This is a genomic window from Streptomyces sp. JK94 (assembly GCF_053613315.1).
The window spans coordinates 90,642-107,842 of the sequence record NZ_JBSICH010000029.1 but is presented as its reverse complement, the minus strand read 5'-3'; the positions used below and the strand labels follow the sequence as shown (position 1 = coordinate 107,842).

At 74.3% G+C, this 17,201-nt stretch carries 14 protein-coding genes, 1 tRNA gene and 1 pseudogene; 9 read left to right on the top strand and 7 right to left on the bottom strand.

Annotated elements, in window-relative coordinates; translation table 11 throughout:
* Nucleotides 1-204: 204 nt before the first annotated feature.
* From ACVV2G_RS24700 to ACVV2G_RS24685, 4 genes are all read left to right on the top strand, one after another.
* Nucleotides 205-1,104, top strand: coding sequence for a lysylphosphatidylglycerol synthase transmembrane domain-containing protein (locus ACVV2G_RS24700; RefSeq protein ID WP_453844983.1), 900 nt, complete (start codon nt 205-207; stop codon nt 1,102-1,104).
* Nucleotides 1,105-1,457: 353 nt separating this feature from the next.
* The gene (locus tag ACVV2G_RS24695; RefSeq protein ID WP_453844943.1) at nt 1,458-2,537 is read left to right on the top strand and encodes a mechanosensitive ion channel family protein; all 1,080 of its coding nucleotides are present in this window, start codon (nt 1,458-1,460) and stop codon (nt 2,535-2,537) included.
* Nucleotides 2,538-2,678: 141 nt separating this feature from the next.
* Nucleotides 2,679-4,898 (top strand): NADP-dependent isocitrate dehydrogenase, encoded by a 2,220-nt coding sequence (locus tag ACVV2G_RS24690; protein WP_453844942.1) that lies wholly within the window; start codon nt 2,679-2,681, stop codon nt 4,896-4,898.
* Nucleotides 4,899-5,002: 104 nt separating this feature from the next.
* Nucleotides 5,003-5,800, top strand: a complete 798-nt coding sequence (locus ACVV2G_RS24685) for an N-formylglutamate amidohydrolase (protein ID WP_453844941.1) — start codon at nt 5,003-5,005, stop codon at nt 5,798-5,800.
* Between the two features lie 118 nt (nt 5,801-5,918).
* Here the strand turns inward: ACVV2G_RS24685 and ACVV2G_RS24680 are convergent, their stop codons facing one another.
* From ACVV2G_RS24680 to ACVV2G_RS24670, 3 genes are read right to left on the bottom strand one after another with little or no spacing between them, the layout of a single operon-like run.
* Nucleotides 5,919-6,443, bottom strand: a complete 525-nt coding sequence (locus ACVV2G_RS24680) for a hypothetical protein (RefSeq protein WP_453844940.1) — start codon at nt 6,441-6,443, stop codon at nt 5,919-5,921.
* Nucleotides 6,440-7,078 carry an RNA polymerase sigma factor gene (locus tag ACVV2G_RS24675; protein ID WP_453844939.1) on the bottom strand — a complete coding sequence of 213 codons (639 nt, stop codon included), beginning with the start codon at nt 7,076-7,078 and terminating at the stop codon, nt 6,440-6,442. Before ACVV2G_RS24675 ends, ACVV2G_RS24680 begins: the two co-directional genes overlap by 4 nt.
* 8 nt (nt 7,079-7,086) lie before the next feature.
* The gene (locus tag ACVV2G_RS24670) at nt 7,087-8,520 is read right to left on the bottom strand and encodes a S8/S53 family peptidase (protein WP_453844938.1); all 1,434 of its coding nucleotides are present in this window, start codon (nt 8,518-8,520) and stop codon (nt 7,087-7,089) included.
* Between the two features lie 170 nt (nt 8,521-8,690).
* Here ACVV2G_RS24670 and ACVV2G_RS24665 point away from each other — a divergent pair, with 170 nt between their 5' ends.
* Nucleotides 8,691-11,474 (top strand): CHAT domain-containing protein, encoded by a 2,784-nt coding sequence (locus ACVV2G_RS24665; protein ID WP_453844982.1) that lies wholly within the window; start codon nt 8,691-8,693, stop codon nt 11,472-11,474.
* Nucleotides 11,475-11,493: 19 nt separating this feature from the next.
* On the opposite strand, the gene ACVV2G_RS24660 is transcribed toward ACVV2G_RS24665, so the two are convergent.
* Nucleotides 11,494-13,314: a LuxR family transcriptional regulator AbsR2 gene (locus tag ACVV2G_RS24660; protein ID WP_453844937.1), complete on the bottom strand. Its 1,821-nt coding sequence runs from the start codon at nt 13,312-13,314 to the stop codon at nt 11,494-11,496.
* Between the two features lie 71 nt (nt 13,315-13,385).
* On the opposite strand from ACVV2G_RS24660, the gene absR1 reads away from it, so the two are divergent.
* A complete protein-coding gene (gene absR1, locus ACVV2G_RS24655) occupies nt 13,386-14,465 on the top strand; it encodes a beta-glucuronidase AbsR1 (RefSeq protein ID WP_453844936.1) in 1,080 nt (359 codons plus the stop codon).
* Nucleotides 14,466-14,726: 261 nt separating this feature from the next.
* Here absR1 and ACVV2G_RS24650 read toward each other — a convergent pair whose 3' ends face one another.
* The gene (locus ACVV2G_RS24650; RefSeq protein ID WP_453844935.1) at nt 14,727-14,888 is read right to left on the bottom strand and encodes a hypothetical protein; all 162 of its coding nucleotides are present in this window, start codon (nt 14,886-14,888) and stop codon (nt 14,727-14,729) included.
* Complete coding sequence (locus tag ACVV2G_RS24645; RefSeq protein WP_453844934.1) at nt 14,885-15,301, bottom strand: ATP-binding protein; 417 nt, start codon at nt 15,299-15,301, stop codon at nt 14,885-14,887. The genes ACVV2G_RS24650 and ACVV2G_RS24645 overlap by 4 nt, the downstream gene beginning before the upstream one ends.
* 152 nt (nt 15,302-15,453) lie before the next feature.
* Between ACVV2G_RS24645 and ACVV2G_RS24640 the strand changes: the two genes are divergently transcribed.
* The 3 genes and pseudogenes from ACVV2G_RS24640 (at nt 15,454) to ACVV2G_RS24635 (ending at nt 16,739) form a co-directional block, all read left to right on the top strand.
* Nucleotides 15,454-15,909 carry a helix-turn-helix domain-containing protein gene (locus ACVV2G_RS24640; RefSeq protein ID WP_453844933.1) on the top strand — a complete coding sequence of 152 codons (456 nt, stop codon included), beginning with the start codon at nt 15,454-15,456 and terminating at the stop codon, nt 15,907-15,909.
* Nucleotides 15,910-16,278: pseudogene (locus ACVV2G_RS33340) on the top strand (NsdA family TPR-like regulatory protein); the annotation flags it as partial. It lies immediately after the preceding gene.
* A gap of 104 nt (nt 16,279-16,382) precedes the next feature.
* Nucleotides 16,383-16,739: a hypothetical protein gene (locus ACVV2G_RS24635; protein WP_453844932.1), complete on the top strand. Its 357-nt coding sequence runs from the start codon at nt 16,383-16,385 to the stop codon at nt 16,737-16,739.
* Nucleotides 16,740-16,882: 143 nt separating this feature from the next.
* Here ACVV2G_RS24635 and ACVV2G_RS24630 read toward each other — a convergent pair.
* A tRNA-Pro gene (locus ACVV2G_RS24630) sits at nt 16,883-16,956 on the bottom strand.
* Between the last annotated feature and the right edge of the window lie 245 nt (nt 16,957-17,201).

The following is a 17,201-nucleotide window of genomic DNA, read 5'->3' as shown; positions in this document are numbered from 1 at the left end:
GTCAAGGGTGCGGGGGTGGGCCGGGCGCCCGCGGTCCGTAAGCCCTCGTCCGCGCGTCGGCCACCCGCAGTTGGCGCGGCTGGGGGAATCTCTTGCGGTGTGACAGCGGTACAACTCTCCGAGCGACCCGGCCCCGGCCCCGGCCCCGTCCTCGTCCCCGCCCGTCGGCGCGACCGTGGCCGCCTGGTCCGGCGGATCTTCTGTGTGCTCCCGCTGCTGCTGGTGACCGTGGTCGCGGTGCGGCACCTGCCCGTGCTCGCCGAGGGCTTCGGCCATCTGGCGACGGCCCGGTGGCCCTGGCTGCTGGCGGCGGCCTGCGCGACGTGTCTGACCTGGGTCGCCGCGGCCTGCACCCGGCAGGGCGCCGTGGTGGAACGGCTCCCCCGGCGGCGGCTGGTGGCCACGCAGTTCGCGGCGGGCGCGGCCAACCACCTGCTCCCCACGGGGCTGGGCGCGAGCGCGGTCAACCTGCGGTTCATGTCGGTGTGCGGGCTGTCGCTCGCCCGGTCCTCGGCCGCCCTCGCCCTGTACCTGCTGGCGGAGAGCGTCGGCCGCGTCGCCCTGCTGGCCGCCCTGCTGATCGCCTTCCCCGACGCGCTGCGGCTGGGCACGCTGCTGCCCGAAGGGGCCGTGGGACCGCTGCTGATCGCCGCCGGAGCGGTGCCGGTCGTCGCGGCGGGCGTGCTCGCGCTGGCGCCACGGCTGCGCGGGGCGGCGGACTCCTTCCTGCGGACGGCCCTCGGCGAGGCCCGCTCGGTGCACGCCCGCCCGGCGCGGGCCCTGGCCCTGTGGGGCGGCGCGCTCGCCTTCCCGGCGCTCCAGGCGGCGGTACTGGTCCTGGTGGGACGGGCGCTGGCGCTGCCGGTGCCGGCCGCGCACATGGCGGTGGCGTACCTGGCGGCGACCGTCGCCGTCGCGCTGGTGCCCACCCCGGGCGGTATCGGTTCCGTCGAGGCGGCGCTGGTGGTGGCGCTGGTCGCGGCGGGCGGCCCGGCGGCCGTGGCCACGGCGGTGGTGCTCGCCTTCCGGCTCCTCACGGTGTGGCTGCCCCTGCTGCCGGGGGCGCTGACGCTGGCCGCGCTGGTGCGGATGAGGGTGATCTGAGGGCGTCGGCACCGAGGTGACCACCGGCCGCGCTCACGGGGGCCGCGGAAGACACAGCCCCACCGCCGACCGACCACACACGGGCCGCGACAGACACAGCCCCACCGCCGACCGACCACACACGGGCCGCGACAGACACAGCCCCACCGCCGACCAGCCACCGGGCCCCGCTCCCCCCGCGCGGTGCGGACCACCCCGCGGGATACGGCAGGATGACGCTCGCGCCGGTCGAACTGCCTTGCGGGCCGGCGTGTTCGCACACCCCGGAATCAAGCAGGTGACGACGTGACGAAACTCCACACCCGGCCGTCGGCGAGGGCCTTCGCCCGAGCCGCATTCCTCGGAGGCGGCCGGTGACGGACGACCTGACCGCGGACCACCTGGTGCCCGCCGGCGTCGCGCTGGCCGCGGGCCTGGCGGGGGCGTTCCTGCTGCGCATGGTGCTTCGCTGGCTGGCCGGACACGCCGGGCGCACCCGCTGGAGCGGCGACGACGTCATCGTGGCCGCGCTGCGCACGGTGGCACCGTGGGCGGCGGTCTCGGGCGGCGTGGCGGGCGCCGCGGCGGCGCTACCGCTGACGCGGGCGGTGCAGCACGGCGTCAACCAGGTGCTGACGGTCCTGCTGATCTTCGTGGCGACGCTGACGGCGGCCCGGGTGATCGCCGGTCTGGTACGGACGGTGACGACGTCCCGTTCCGGGGTCGCCGCCTCGGCCACGATCTTCGTCAACATCACCCGCATCCTGGTGCTCGCCATCGGGTTCCTGGTGATGCTGCAGACCCTGGGCGTCTCCATAGCACCGCTGCTCACCGCCCTGGGCGTGGGCGGTCTGGCGGTCGCGCTGGCCCTGCAGGACACCCTGGCCAACCTCTTCGCCGGCATCCACATCCTGGCCTCGAAGACCGTGCAGCCGGGTGACTACATCCAGCTCAGCAGCGGCGAGGAGGGCTACGTCGAGGACATCAACTGGCGGCAGACCACCGTCCGCGAACTGTCCAACAACCTGGTCGTGATCCCGAACGGGCAGCTCGCGAAGTCGAACATGACCAACTTCATGCGGCCCGAGCAGAAGCTGACCATCCTGGTCCAGGCCGGGGTGTCCTACGACAGCGACCTGGAGCACGTGGAACGGGTGACGACCGAGGTGGTCGCCGAGGTGATGAGGGAGATCACCGGAGCGGTGCCGGAGCACGAGCCGGCGGTGCGGTTCCACACCTTCGGCGACTCCCGGATCGGCTTCACGGTGATTCTGGGCGTCGGCGAGTTCAGCGACCAGTACCGGATCAAGCACGAGTTCATCAAACGACTGCACCGGCGCTACCGCGAAGAGGGCATCCGCATCCCCGCACCCGCCCGGACGGTGGCGCTCCAGCAGGGCACCGTGGTGTTCCCGCAGCAGCGGGCGGGCGGGGACGCGGTCCCCTTCGCCTGACCGCCCACCGCCCCGTTCGCCTGCCCGGCAGGGTTCGCACGGCCGGTTGTCCGGAAACTCCGTGCGACCCCTGTCGAGCCGAGGTCGATCACAAGATATCTTGATGTCGAGCAATGTTGCAGACGTGGAGCGGAGCACCCGGTGACTGACTCGACCATCATCTATACGCACACTGACGAGGCCCCGGCCCTGGCGACGTATTCGTTCCTGCCGGTGGTCCGGGCGTACGCCTCGCAGGCGGGGGTCGCCGTCGAGACCCGCGACATCTCGCTGGCCGGCCGGATCATCGCCCTGTTTCCGGAGTACCTGACCGAGGACCAGCGCATCCCGGACGCCCTCGCCGAGCTGGGCGAGCTGGCCAAGACCCCCGCGGCCAACATCATCAAGCTGCCGAACATCTCGGCGTCCATCCCGCAGCTCAAGGCCGCGATCGCCGAGCTGCAGGACCAGGGCTACGCGCTGCCGGCCTACCCGGACGACCCGAAGACCGACGAGGAGCGCGACGTCCGCGCCCGCTACGACAAGGTCAAGGGCTCCGCGGTCAACCCGGTCCTGCGCGAGGGCAACTCCGACCGCCGTGCCCCGGCCTCGGTGAAGAACTACGCCAAGACCCACCCGCACCGCATGGGCGCCTGGACCGCCGAGTCCCGGACGAACGTCGCGACCATGGGCGAGAACGACTTCCGCTCCACCGAGAAGTCCGTGGTGATCGCCGAGGACGGCGCGCTGCGGATCGAGCTGGCCGGCGACGACGGCACCACCACGGTGCTGCGCGAGTCCGTCCCGGTGAAGAAGGACGAGGTCGTCGACGCCTCCGTGCTGCGCGTCGCCGCGCTGCGCGAGTTCCTCACGGCCCAGGTGGCCCGCGCCAAGTCCGAGGGCATCCTGTACTCCGTACACCTGAAGGCCACGATGATGAAGGTCTCCGACCCGATCATCTTCGGCCACGTGGTCCGCGCCTTCTTCCCGAAGACCTTCGCGCGGTACGGCGAGACGCTCGCCCAGGCCGGCCTCACGCCGAACGACGGCCTGGGCGGCATCCACAAGGGCCTGGAGTCCCTGCCCGAGGGCGCCGAGATCAAGGCCTCCTTCGACGCCGAGCTCGCCGAGGGCCCGGAGCTGGCGATGGTCGACTCCGACAAGGGCATCAGCAACCTGCACGTGCCCTCCGACGTCATCATCGACGCCTCCATGCCGGCCATGATCCGCACCTCCGGCCACATGTGGGGCCCGGACGGCCAGGAGCACGACGCGCTCGCCGTCATCCCGGACTCCTCCTACGCCGGCGTGTACCAGGCCGTCATCGACGACTGCCGCGCCAACGGCGCCTACGACCCCTCCACGATGGGCTCGGTCCCGAACGTCGGCCTCATGGCGCAGAAGGCCGAGGAGTACGGCAGCCACGACAAGACCTTCGAGATCCCCACCACGGGCACGGTCCGCCTGGTCGACGCCGACGGCAACGCGGTCCTGGAGCAGGCGGTCTCCGCCGGCGACATCTTCCGCGCCTGCCAGACCAAGGACGCCCCGATCCGCGACTGGGTGAAGCTGGCCGTCACCCGCGCCCGCGCCACCGGCGACCCGGCGGTCTTCTGGCTGGACGAGGGCCGCGCCCACGACGCCAACCTGATCGCCAAGGTGAAGGCGTACCTGCCGGAGCACGACACCGAGGGCCTGGACATCAGGATCCTGTCCCCGGTGGAGGCGACCAAGCTGTCGGTGGAGCGCATCCGCCGCGGCGAGAACACCATCTCCGTCACCGGCAACGTGCTGCGCGACTACCTGACCGACCTCTTCCCGATCCTGGAGCTGGGCACCAGCGCCAAGATGCTGTCGGTCGTCCCGCTGATGGCGGGCGGCGGCCTCTTCGAGACCGGCGCCGGCGGCTCCGCGCCCAAGCACGTGCAGCAGCTGGTCAAGGAGAACTACCTGCGCTGGGACTCCCTCGGCGAGTTCTTCGCCCTGGTGCCGTCCCTGGAGCAGTACGCCGAGGTCACCGGCAACGGCCGGGCCAAGGTCCTCGCCGACGCCCTCGACCGCGCCACGGCGACCTTCCTCAACGAGGACAAGTCCCCGACCCGGCGCGTCGGCGGCATCGACAACCGCGGCAGCCACTTCTTCCTGTCCCTGTACTGGGCGCAGGAGCTGGCCCGGCAGACCGACGACGCGGACCTGGCGAAGGCCTTCGCCCCGCTCGCGGAGACGCTCGCGGCGAACGAGCAGAAGATCGTCGACGAGCTGAACGCCGTCCAGGGCAACCCCGCCGGGATCGGCGGCTACTACCAGCCCGACCCGGCCAAGGCCGCCGAGGTCATGCGTCCGTCGGCCACGTGGAACGAGGCGCTGGCGTCCCTCGCCTGATCCCCGCGCCCACACGCACGTCACGGCAGGCACCCCCGTTTCCGCTCGGCGGGGACGGGGGTGCCCGTCCGTGTCGTCCCCGCCGCCTCCCGGAGCCGCCCCGCATGTCCGACGTCCCGCACACCTTCGGGCTGCTGCCCGGCGCCGCGGCGTCCCCCGTGATCCTCCACGTGCCGCACTCCTCGCGGCACGTCCCGGCCGACGTCCGCGCCGGCATCGTCCTGGACGACCCGGCGCTGGAACGGGAGCTGGACCGCATCACCGACGCGCACACCGCGGAGATCGCCGAGGAGGCGGCCGTTCTGGCCGGCCTCACGCCCTGGCGGTTCGTCAACCATGCGTCACGGCTGGTCGTCGATCCGGAGCGGTTCCCGGACGAGCGGGAGGAGATGGCGGCCGTCGGCATGGGCGCCGTGTACACGCGGACCACGCACCGGGAGGTGCTACGGGCCGACGGGGCCGACCGGGCGCCCCTGATCGAGCGGTACTTCCGGCCGTACGCGCGGGCGATGACCGAGGCGGTCGCCGATCGGCTCGCCGCCACCGGACGGGCCGTGATCGTCGACGTGCACTCCTACCCCGCCGAGCCACTGCCCTACGAGCTGCACGGCCGGGGCCCGCGCCCGCCGGTCTGTCTCGGCACCGATGGCTTCCACACGTCGCCCGACCTGCTCGCCGCGGCCCGCAAGGCGTTCGCCCCGTGCGGGGAGACCGGCCTGAACAGCCCGTTCAGCGGAGCGTACGTGCCGCTGGAGTTCCACGGGAAGCGGCGCGAGGTCGGCGCGCTGATGGTGGAGATCCGCCGGGACACCTACATGAGCGAACCGGGCGGCCCGGCCGGGCCCGGACTCCCCCGCCTCGCCGCGTCGCTGGCGGCGCTCGTCGACGCCGTGTCCGGCTGACCACCGGTCCGCCCGCCGGCCCGGGGCTCCCACACGCCCGACGCGGGGCGCGGGACACGCGAGACGGCCCCACCGGCCGGCGGCCCGCACCCGGGCCCGGCACCGGTGGGACGGCGGGTCAGGCGCGCAGCCATTCCGTGACGACCACCTCGCGGCCGGTGCGCAGCCGCAGCGCGAACGGGCCGCTGGGCGGGGCCTCGCCGGTGAACCGGCCCAGGTCGTCCGCGGTCAGCCGCGCATGGGCCCGGGGACCGCTCAGCACCTCGATCCGGGCCGGGCCCGGCGGCAGCACCTGGCCGATCAGGCCGTCCGCGGTCACCTCGACGTCGAGCGTCACCTCGTCCACGCTGAAGGTCAGCATCCGCGGCGGGTCGTTCTCCCCTCTGACCGGAATGGCGTCGACCAGCGAGTCGAAGGTCAGCTCGGCGACGCGGGCGTCCAGGTCGTGCAGGGCGAAGGCGTCGACGGCGATCCGCCGCAGCTCCGTCGGGACCGGGTCCAGGATCACGGCGGCCTGCCGCAGCTCCTCCTCCAGCAGCCCGGCGTCCAGCTCCAGGTCCGTGAAGCCCCCCTCGCCGTCCCCGACGGTCCCGCCGTCGATCCCGTCGATCCCGTCGAATCCGTCGTCGCGCATGTCGCTCATGACACCCCCCGTGCCTCGAGTCGGGCTCGCAGCCGGCGCAGACAGCGCTGGCGCATCGGCCCGATGCTGCCCACCGCGATTCCCAGCGCGGCGGACACCTCCTGGTAACTGGGCGGCGGCGAGGAGATCAGCACCCGCAGCAACTGGCGGCAGCGCTCGCCCAGTTCCTCGAACTCCTGCCACAGTCGCCGCACGCGCTCGGTCTGCGCGGCGGCCTCCTCGGAGTCGAGCACCGACTCCTCCGGCGTACGGTCCTCACTCGGCCGGTCCAGCAGCTGCGGATCGTCGGTCGGTGTCCACCGCTTCGACGCCCTGAGCAGCTTCAGGCACTCGTGCCGCGCCGTGCTCGCCAGCCAGGAGCCGGTCTTCTCCGGTTCGCGGATCCGCCCCAGGTGCTGGGCGAACCGGAACCAGGCGGTCTGGTACACCTCGTGCGCGTCGGCGTCCGACAGGCCGTGCGCCCGCACGACGGACCACACCAGCGGGCCCAGCCCGTCCACCAGCGACTTCCACGCCGCCGCGTCCCCGTCGGCGGCCGACTGGACGAGCGCCCCGACATCTGCACGGTCCACGGTCCCACCCCTCGTGTACGACACGTCATCGTACGCCGCGGAGCGGGTGGTTCCGCCCGGCATGCGGCCGCTCACGCCCCGCCGGCCGGTGCCTCGACGGTGACCGGGTGCCAGGTGGGCGGCAGCAGCGCCGGCACGTGCGCCCCGCGCACCTCCGCGTACTCGGTGTTGGCCGCGATCAGCTGCTTGCGGGCCGCGCGCGGGTCCCGTTCCTTGTGCGCGGTCATGTGGGAGGCGACCAGGCCGGCGACCACGGGGGTGGCGAAGGAGGTGCCGCTCCACTGGGCGTGCCCCTCGAACATCACCTGGTCCGGCTTCGCGGGTGCCTCGCCGGGCTCGCTCAGCACCCCGTTGTGCCGGGGGTACTGGCAGGTGCAGGCGTAGGCGAAGCCGTACCGGCAGGCGTCGTAGGTGGAGTGCTGGTAGACGTAGGGCACGGGCGTGCCGAAGCCGGTGAGGGCGCTGGTGAGCCGCTCGCCGGGGGCGTAGACCTTGACCCAGCCGCCGTGGTTGCTGAAGCAGGCGCCGAACTCGCCGTCGGCGCGCAGCGCGCCGACCGACAGCACGGAGTTCTCCCAGCCCGGCAGGTCGGCGTAGGCGGCGGGCCAGAAGGGCGTGGCGCTGGCGTTGTTGCCGGCGGCGGCGACCAGCAGGGTGCGCTGTTCGCGCAGTTCCTCCATGAAGGCGTGCACACCGAGCAGCCCGTCGGTGCGGCCGTTGGGGGTGCCGGCGGAGAGGCTCAGGACCTCGGGCCAGCCGCCTCGGTCGACGGCCTCGAAGAGCTTCTCGCCCAGTTCGGACTCCAGGATGGCGCCGGCGTCGTTGAGCGTGTTGCGGACGGTCACGTCGGTGTTGGGGGCGACGGCTGCGACCAGCCCGGCGATGAAGGTGCCGTGGCCGACGTACTGCTGGAGGACGCCGTCGTCGTCGCACTCCCTGAGCTGGGCGTCGCCGTCGGTGTGGGTGAGCAGCGGGTAGGACCGGTAGTCGCGCATGAGGCCGGTGTCGATGACGAGGACGCCGACGGCGGTCCCCTCGTCGTACGGCGTCTCGGCGGCGGCCGGGTTGGGCGGCTCGCTGATCGGGACGGGGATGGGCTCGTCGCCGGGGCAGGCGTTGACGGCGATGGAGACGACGTGGTTGCGGCTGATCAGCCGGCGGCCGGCGCGCCCCTCCATCGTCCGGAGGGAGCGCAGGGCGTTCGCCACGGCGGGGTCGCCGCTGCGGTCGCCCTCGCCGGGGTCGCCGACCTGGATGCGCGTGATGCCGGTGCGGTTGGTCTCGGGGCTCGCCCGGCGCACGTGGTCCGGGGCCAGGCCGGCGAAGGTGGTGAAGTGGTCGCGCACGGTGTCCTCGACGAGGCGGGCCTCGTCGCCGTCGCGGGCGAGGACGACGCCCTTCTCGTAGAAGAACTCGGCGGAGTCGTCCGGCCCCATCACCAGCGGGACGTCCGGCATCGAGCGCTGGATCTGGTCGAACTGCTCGCGGAATCGCTGTGGTGCCATGGCATGTCCTCCACTGAGGCGGCGGTGGTGACGACGTTCGTGGCCGCTGTCGTCAATCAGAGTCCCGAGGGGCCTGATTGATACAGACTCGAACCTGTGTGACGTGGTTCCGGAGCACTACCATCCGTGGAGTGACAGCGGGAAACGAGTCGGTTCTCCAACTGCTGCCGATGGTGTTCGCCGCCCCCAACGAAGCGCTGGCGCGGGCGGAGGAGCTGCTCGGGGCCGCACCCGCACCGCTGCACGCCTCGATCGCCCATCAGGTGATCGGCATCTGGCAGCGGGACTTCGGGGACACCCGGCAGGCCCTGGCCCATCTGCGGCGTGCCCGCGACCTCGCGGCCCGGGCCGACTCGGCCGAGCGGGAGGCGGACGTACTGGCCACGCTCGGGGTGGCGCTGGTGCACTCCGGCCGCACCCGGGAGGGGCTGGCGGCCTTCGAGCAGGGAGTGGCACGCGGCAGCGGGCACACCCGGGCGCGGGTGCTGTACCGGCGGGCGTACGTGTGGTGGGTGCTGGGCCGGCACGGGGAGGCGCTGGAGGACGTACGGCGGGCGATCCCGGTGCTGCGGCAGGCGGACGACGTGATCTGGACGGCCCGGGCCCTGACCCTGCGGGCGACCGTGCACCTGGCGCTCGGCGCGGTGGAGCGGGCGGACGCCGACTTCACCGACGCGGAGGCGCTGTGGGACACCACCGGCCAGGAGCACGACAAGGCCGACGCGGTGGAGAGCCGGGGACTCGCGGCGTTCCGTTCGGGCGACGTGCCGACGGCGCTGCGGCTGCTCGACGAGGCCGAGGAGCGGTACGCCAAGCTGGGCACACCGACGTTCATGCTGACCATCCGGCGCTGCGAGGTGCTGATGGCGGCGGGCCTGGCCACGGAGGCGCTGGCCGAGGCGGACGGGGCGATAGCGGCGCTGGACGGGATGGGCGGGCAGTCCACCCGCAAGGCGGAGCTGCTGCTGGTGGCGGCGCGGGCGGCCCGGCTCGCGGGCGAGCCGCGGACCGCGCTCGCGCGCGCGGCCGTCGCGGTGCGGCTGTTCGCCGGGCAGCGGCGCACCTGGTACGAGACGCACGCCCGGCTGGTGCTGATCGAGGCCCGGGTCGCGACGGGGCGCGGGTCGGGCCGGCTGGTCGCGGACGCGGCGGCGGTGGCGGAGCGGCTGGCCGCCTTCGGTGCGCCGGCCGCTCCGGAGGCGTCCCTGCTCGCGGGCCGGATCGCGCTGGGCCTGGGCTGGACGGCGGACGCGGAGCGGCATCTGGCGGTCGCCGCGCGCAGCCGGCACGGCGGTCCGCCGCTGGCGCGCATGACGGGCTGGGCGGCGCAGGCGCTGCGGGCGCGGGCGGCGGGTTCGGAGCGGGGCGTGCTCGAGGCCTGCCGTCGCGGTCTGGACGTCCTCGACGACCACCGGATGACGCTGGGCGCCTCGGAGCTGCGGGCCCGGGCCACCGCGCAGGGCACGGAGCTGGCGGCGATGGCGCAGCGGGCGAGCCTGGTCTCGGGCGGGCCGCGGCGGCTGCTGGTGTGGAGCGAACGCTGGCGGGCGACGGTGCTGGCGGCGCCGCCCACCCGGCCGCCGGCCGATCCGGTGCTGCTGAGTGCGATGACGGCGTTCCGGGAACTGGCCGCCCGCGCGGACGAGGCCCGCACGGGCGGTGGCCGGCCCGCCCCCGCCCTTGAACGCGAACAGCGGCGCCTGGAGCGGGAGATCCGCTCCCGCACCCTGCACATGCGGGGCGAGGACCCCGGCGACGGTGACCGCTTCGACGTCGGACGGCTGCTGGACCGGCTGGGCGACGGCGTACGTCTGGTGGAGCTGGCCGTACTCGACGGGCGTGTGCACGTCCTGCTGTGCGGGCGGGGGCGGGTGCGGCGGTTCGAGGCCGGGCTGCTGGCGGAGGCGGAGCGGGAGGCCGAGCACGTCCAGGCCGGTCTGCGGCGCCTGGCCCACCCGGGGGCGCAGGCCCGGCTGCCGCTGGTGGAGGCGGCGGGGGCGCGCCTTCAGGAGCTGCTGCTCGGCCCCGCCGCGGCGCACCTGGGCTCCGGTCCGGTCGTCGTGGTGCCGCCGGGCCGCCTGCACCGTGTGCCGTGGGCCCTGCTGCCCGCGCTGCGCGAACGGGTCCTGAGCGTCTCCCCGTCGGCGACCAGCTGGCTGCGCGCGAAGGAGACGGCTCCCCCGCCCGGCGGTCGCCAGGTGCTGGTCCGCGGGCCGGGGCTGGCGAGCGGCGGGGCCGAGGTACCGGAACTCGCCGACCGTTACGGAACGTCGCGGGCGCCGGGCGGCGATCGGGCGTGGGGGCCGCCGCCCGGGGGCGGGGCCGGTGAGGCGGCTTCCGTGGGGAGCGGCGGGGCACCGGGGACGCACGGGCCGGCGGCCCGGCCGGAGGGCGGTGACCGGAAGGAAAACGGTGACCGGACGGAGAGCAGCGGCCGGCCAGAGAGCGGTGACCGGACGGAGAGCAGTGACCGGCCGGGGGCGCCCACCGTGCTGGAGGGGGACGCCGCTCGGGTGCCGCGGGTGTTGCGGGAGTTGGACGGTGCGGCTTTGGCGCACATCGCCGCCCATGGGACCTTCCGTGCGGACAGCCCCTTGTTCTCGTCGCTGCGCATGGCGGACGGTCCGCTCATCGTGCACGACTTCGAACGGCTGGACCGCAGTCCGTACCGGATCATCCTGTCCTGCTGCGACACCGCGCGGTTCGCCACGGTCGGCGCGGACGAGCTGCTCGGCCTGGTCACCGCGCTGCTGCCGCTGGGCACCGCCGGAGTGGTGGCGTGCAGCGCGCCGGTCAACGACGCCGCGGTGGTGCCGCTGATGCTCGCGCTGCACAAGGGCCTGGACGCGGGACTGTCCCTGGCGGAGGCGCTGCGCGACGCGCGGGCCGCGCTGCCCGGTGACGCGGTGCACCAGGCGACGGGGTGGGCGTTCTGCGCATTCGGGGCGGCCTGAGGTCCCGCGCGCCGCGCGGTCAGGCGGGCTGGGGCTCGGGCAGCTCCACCAGCCAGGGCAGAGCGCCCCGGTCCCCGGCGCCGAGGCGGGTGTAGGCGCCGTAGAGGTGGTTGCCGACGGTGCGGACGGACAGGGTGAGGCGCTCCGCGATCTGCCGGTTGCTCAGTCCGGCGGCGGCGAGCGTGACGATCTGCCGCTGGCGGGCGGTGAGTTCGCCCAGTGCCAGGCCGGACAGGGCGGGGGTGCGAGCGCCCTCGCAGCGCCGGGCCAGGGCGACCGCGCGGGCACGGGCGGTGCGGGCGGCGCCGGGGTCGCGGTGGGCGCCCACCGCCTGGGCGTGCGCCTCGGCCGCGAAGAGCAGGAAGCCCCGCCGTTCCAGTCGCCCGGCCACCTCGTCCAGCGCCGGTCCGTCGCCCCGGGCGAGCGCGTCGGCGTGCGCGGCGAAGACGCCGGTCAGCCGGCCGGCCGCCCGCTCGGGGGCACCGAGCCGGACGGCGTCGTACGGATCGCCGGCGGCGGCCACCCGGACCGCCTCGTCCAGGTCCCCGCGCGCGGCGGCGGCCCAGGCGGCGGCCGCACCCCCGCCGCCCGCCACGACGTCGCCCGACTGGGTGACCGCCAGGGCCAGTTCGTCGTGGCAGGGAGTGTCGGCGGGGCTCGTGCGCAGGCCCTCGCGGGCCCAGGCGGCGGCCTCGCCCAGCCGGCCCCGCAGGCGCGCGAACCGGGCGCGCAGCGCCGCGTACTCCGCCGGCAGGGGCTCGCCCTCGGCCACCAGCCACTCCCCCACGGGCGTCTGTGCCGCGCGTACGTCGGCCTGCTCGATGCGCAGGGCGAGGTCGGCCCGTTCGGCGGCGAGGGCGGGTCCGCAGGAGTCGTCCGGCGTGCGGGCCAGGCGCCGGGCCCGCAGCCGGCCCGCGGCGGCGCGCAGGAGCGGGCCGTGCAGGGGGTGCGCGAGACGGGTGGCGCCGTGGTCGTCGACGGTGATCAGCCCCTCGGTCTCCAGGTGTTCCAGGGTCCGCACGTCGAGGTGGTCGAGGTCGAGGGGCAGCGGCTCGGCGAAGGCGAGGCGTTCGAGCGTCTCCCGCTCCTGCGCACGGGCCCGGTCGAGTACGTGGGCGGCGCGCTCCCGCAGGGCCGGCGTGACCGGCACCGGCCCCCGCCACGCCTGCCGGTCCGTGCCCGGGACCGGCCTGAGCAGCCCCCGTTCACGGACGGCGGCCAGCAGTTCGCGCAGCAGCCGCAGGTCGCCCTGGCACAGGCGGTGCAGCCGGTCGGCGGTGAGTGGCTCCAGGGCGGCACCCGCGCCGGCCGCGAGCAGTCCGGCGATCTCCTCTCTGGGCAGCGGTTCCAGGGCGAGTCGCGGCAGCAGTTCGCCGGACCACAGCCGGGACACCGCGCCCGGTGCGGGCTCGCCCTGTGCGGCGACGACCAGCAGCCGGGTGCGGCCGTGCACGGCGAGCTGGTGCACGAGGGCGGCGGAGGCGTCGTCGAGCAGGTGGGCGTCGTCGACCAGCAGCAGCCGTACGCCGGACAGGAGGTGGACCGCGCGGTGCAGGGTGACGCCGTCGGGCAGCAGGTGGGCAAAGGCGGCGAAGGGGAGGGCGCGGGTCTCGGGCGTCCCGGCCGCCCGGGCGCAGTCGGTGCCGCGGACGGCCTCCGTCACGAGCCGGGTCTTGCCACAGCCCGCCGGGCCGGTCACCACGATGCCGTTCCGTCCGGCCGTCAGCGTCCGGCGCACCAGTTCCAGTTCGTCCGTCCGCCCGGTGAAGGGCCAGGCGGTCTCCAGCGTCCTCGCGTCGCGCAGTGAAGTCGTCACGGCAACATGAGCCGGCGTACTCATCCCTGATACAGGGCGACTTGAGTAGCCCCCGACTCAGGCGCCGGACCGGCCCGGACGGCAGTCTGGGGGACATGACCGCACGCTACTGCTCGCTCGCGCAGCAGCCTGAGCCCGCGTTCGCGCCGGGACTGGCCGCCGAGCGCCTCGCCGCGCTCGTCGGCGGGCAGCGGATGTGGGTCAACGGGACGGTCCTGCACTACTGCTTCCTCGGCGGTGACACCGACTCCTCCGTCGTTCCCATGCCGGGCACGGGCCGGCCGCGGCGGATGTCGTGGGTGGGTACCGAGGAGCAGCGGGACGTGGTCCGCGACTGCTTCCGGGAGTGGCGGGACCTGGGCATCGGGCTCGTCCTCACCGAGGTGGGCGACCGGTCGGAGGCGGAGCTGCGCATCGGCTTCCGGCCCGACGACGGATCCTGGTCGACGGTGGGCAAGGACGCGCTCAAGGTGGGTTTGAACGACCGGACGATGAACTTCGGCTGGGACCTGACCGCTCCCGGGGAGCGCGCGACGGTGCTGCACCAGATCGGGCACGCGCTCGGCATGCTGCACGAGCACCAGAGCCCGTTCGCCGGCATCCTCTGGGACGACGAGGCCGTCTACGCCGAGCTGGCGGGTCCGCCGAACCACTGGAGCCGGGAGCGGACGTACCACAACATCCTGCGCAAGCTCGACACGGACGAGGCCAACGGTCCGGTCTGGGACCCGCAGTCGATCATGGAGTATCCGTTTCCGTCGGGTCTGATACTGGAGCCCGAGCACTACCGCTCCGGCCTGCACCCGCCCGGCACCCTCTCGGCCGCCGACAAGGAGTTCGCGCTGCGCTGGTACCCGCCGATCGGCCGGCCGGGACCGCTGGTGCCGTTCCGTTCGGTGCCGCTGGGTCTCGGGCCGGGCGAGCAGGCCGACTTCCGCGTCGACCCGCCGGAGACCCGCGAGTACACCGTGGGCACCTTCGGTGACAGCGACGCCGTCGTCGTGATCTTCGAGGTGCGGGACGGGAAGCCCCGTTACCTCACGGGGCAGGACGACGGAGGAACACCGCGCAACGCCACGATCAAGGCCCGTTTGGTCAAGGGCCGCCGCTATGTCGTCCGGGTGCGCCTGTACTCCTCGTGGGGTGCGGGTGAGACGGCGGTCATGTGCTGGTGACCGCGCGGCTCCGCAGCACCCGGGCGCCGCGGCCACAGTCCGGCGCCGGGGACGGCCGGGGTGCGTCGCCCACGGGGGGCAGTGTCGTCCGGACACTGCGTTGAGGTGACGCCCTCGGCCGACCGGGCCCGCCGCTTCGGGGGAGGCGGCGGGCCCGGTCACATCGTTCGGCCGGCTCCGTCCCGCCGGGGCCCGGCGGGACGGAGCCGGCACGGATCGCCGCCGAGCGGCGCGCGACCGGACGCCCGCGCCCTGGGGCGGTCAGTTCTGCTCGTCGTCCTCGTACTCTCCGCCGACGACGGGCGGGCCGGGTTCAGCAAGGGCCGTACTGATCCGCAGGCATCCGTCCGTACCGAACAGCTCGATCAACTGCGACAGATGGGCGCGCCCCGCACTGCGGCCGGGGGCCTCTCCCGTGGTCACCCGCGCCCCTCCAGGTCCGCCCACACGATCTTGCCCCAGCGCCGCTCATCCGTGCCCCAGTCGGCGGCCAGCGCTGCCACGAGACGCAGACCGCGCCCGCCCTCTTCGCTATCGTCCGCTTCGCGCTCCACCGGCCGCGCCCGGGAGAGGTCCGCGACGGCCACCCGCACCGTGCCCCGGGCCGCGCGCTCCACCACCACGCGGATGGACTCCCGCCGGGCGTGCTGCACAGCGTTGGCCACCAGCTCGGAGACGATCAGCGCCCCGTCCTCGGCCAGGTCGTCCAGTCCCCGGACAGCACAGGCGGTACGAAGCAGGCGCCGGGCGGTGGCCGCGCTCTCGGGCCGCCTCGGCAGGGTCTCGCTATACCCGGGGTGCCCGGTCTGGCGTGCCCGGGTTGCAGGTTGCGGCATGTCGGTCTGCTTCCTTCAGATCGGCCGGCCCCGGGGCCGTTCTCGCGGTCGCCGGGGCGCTTCGCGTTCAGGTAACCGGGGGGGCGTGATCATGCGGAGGAGCCGACCAGGGGGCCAGGGAGGGGCCACACTGGATGCGGAAGGGGGCCACCATGAGCGGCACCACCGAGCGACGCCGCGAGTTCGGCGCCTACCTCGCCGGTCTGCGGCGGCACTCCGGCCGCTCGCAGCGGCAGTTCGCCGCCGTGCTGTGCGCCGTGTCAGGCGCCCAGTCGATCACGCGGAACGAGGTCTCCCGGTGGGAGCGTGGGGAGCGCATCCCGGACGTGTGGCTGCCCACCTTTGCCCAGGTGCTCGGGGTGCCGGTGCGCGAGTTGGAGCAGGCCGCCGCGTACGCCCGGGGGGACGCTCAGGCCACCCTTCCCGGGGTCGCGGCCACCCTCGCGGACCTGCTGCCCGACGGGGACGCTCCAGAGCCCTTGGCGGCCCCCGGTGGCCGTCGAATCGGCACCACCACCGTGGACGGCCTGGCAGCTCGCGTCCACGGCCTCCGACTCGCGGACGACGTACTGTCCGGCGGTGACCTGATCGCTCCCGCCTTCCGTTAGCTGCGCACCGCCGTCCGCCTGTTTCGCGAGTCCGAGCACTCCGAGGAAACGGGGCCCGACCTGCTGGTGCAGATCGGGGAGTTGGGGCAGATCGCCGGATGGATCGCCTCGGACGCCGGTCGGGGTGAGGACGCGGAGCACGCCTACCGGCTCGGGCTCTCGGCCGCCCGCCAGGCCGGGGACGCGCCGCTGGTGGCACAGCTCGCGGGCAGCCTCGGCTACCACCTGACGAACAGCGGCCGGGAGCGGGAGGGCCTGGAGTTGGCGAAGGCGGCCGTTGCGGAGGCCGGACCGGACGCTCCGGCCGCAACCCGCGCCCTGTTCCTGGACCGCATGGCGTGGGCGCACACGCGCGCCGGAGAGACGCAACCGGCACTGCGGGCGCTCGGGCAGGCACACGCCGCTCTGGACACCACCGACGGCCCCCCGCACCGACGTGGGCCTACTGGGCGAACCGCGAGGAGCTGGAGGTCATGGACGCCCGGGTGTTCACCGAGCTGCGCCGCCCGCTGCGCGCGGTGCCGCTGCTCCAGGACGTGCTGGGACGCTACGACGCCACGCACGCCCGGGAGGTCGCCCCGTACCGGTCGTGGCTGGCCGTGGCCCTGGCCGACGCGAACGAACCCGAGCAGGCCGCCGAGGAGGCCCGCCGCGTCATCGACACGTCCGGGGACCTCTCCTCGGAGCGCACGGCGGAGCGGGCCCGGACGGTCCTGCACCGGCTGAAGGAGTACGAGGACGTACCCGAGGCGCGCGAAGTGCTGGCCGACCACGGGCACTTGTTGCTCGCTCGGGGATACGCCGAGCGCGCTCGTCCGCCTCGGGTATGACCTCGCCGTCGGCGATCGCGCAGAGGTGCTCGACACGGGCCTTCTTGGCCGCGTGGTCGGGGTCGCGGGAGGTCTTCCAGAGGCGGCCCTGGAAATGATCAGTCGCCCTGTCGAAACAGGGCGACTGATCGTGTACTTCACCGTCGGGACGACAGGATTTGAACCTGCGACCCCTTGACCCCCAGTCAAGTGCGCTACCAAGCTGCGCCACGTCCCGGTGTGCGCCGCACGGTTCCGTACGCTCGGATTCCGTGTGATCGCGCTGGTCGAGCCTACCTCATCGGGGCACGGGCCGAGGCGGAGTCGTACCCGGGCCCCTCTCCCCCGAACGGATCCTGTCCGGCACCCCCGAGGTCACCGGCAGGATGGTCCGGTGGTCGGCGGACGGCCGTCACGAGCGCGCGGCGTCCGGCAGATCACCGCGGGCGTCGTCGCCGACGCCGGGGCGGACGCGATGTTCGT

Bases quoted from the DNA above. Each gene is read 5' to 3' on its own strand.
- ACVV2G_RS24685 (WP_453844941.1), top strand. From the start codon at position 5,003: ATGTCCGACGTCCCGCACACCTTCGGGCTGCTGCCCGGCGCCGCGGCG.
- ACVV2G_RS24680 (WP_453844940.1), bottom strand. From the start codon at position 6,443: ATGAGCGACATGCGCGACGACGGATTCGACGGGATCGACGGGATCGAC.
- ACVV2G_RS24675 (WP_453844939.1), bottom strand. From the start codon at position 7,078: ATGCCGGGCGGAACCACCCGCTCCGCGGCGTACGATGACGTGTCGTAC.
- ACVV2G_RS24670 (WP_453844938.1), bottom strand. From the start codon at position 8,520: ATGGCACCACAGCGATTCCGCGAGCAGTTCGACCAGATCCAGCGCTCG.
- ACVV2G_RS24665 (WP_453844982.1), top strand. From the start codon at position 8,691: ATGGTGTTCGCCGCCCCCAACGAAGCGCTGGCGCGGGCGGAGGAGCTG.
- ACVV2G_RS24660 (WP_453844937.1), bottom strand. From the start codon at position 13,314: ATGAGTACGCCGGCTCATGTTGCCGTGACGACTTCACTGCGCGACGCG.
- absR1 (WP_453844936.1), top strand. From the start codon at position 13,386: ATGACCGCACGCTACTGCTCGCTCGCGCAGCAGCCTGAGCCCGCGTTC.
- ACVV2G_RS24645 (WP_453844934.1), bottom strand. From the start codon at position 15,301: ATGCCGCAACCTGCAACCCGGGCACGCCAGACCGGGCACCCCGGGTAT.
- ACVV2G_RS24640 (WP_453844933.1), top strand. From the start codon at position 15,454: ATGAGCGGCACCACCGAGCGACGCCGCGAGTTCGGCGCCTACCTCGCC.
- ACVV2G_RS24635 (WP_453844932.1), top strand. From the start codon at position 16,383: ATGGACGCCCGGGTGTTCACCGAGCTGCGCCGCCCGCTGCGCGCGGTG.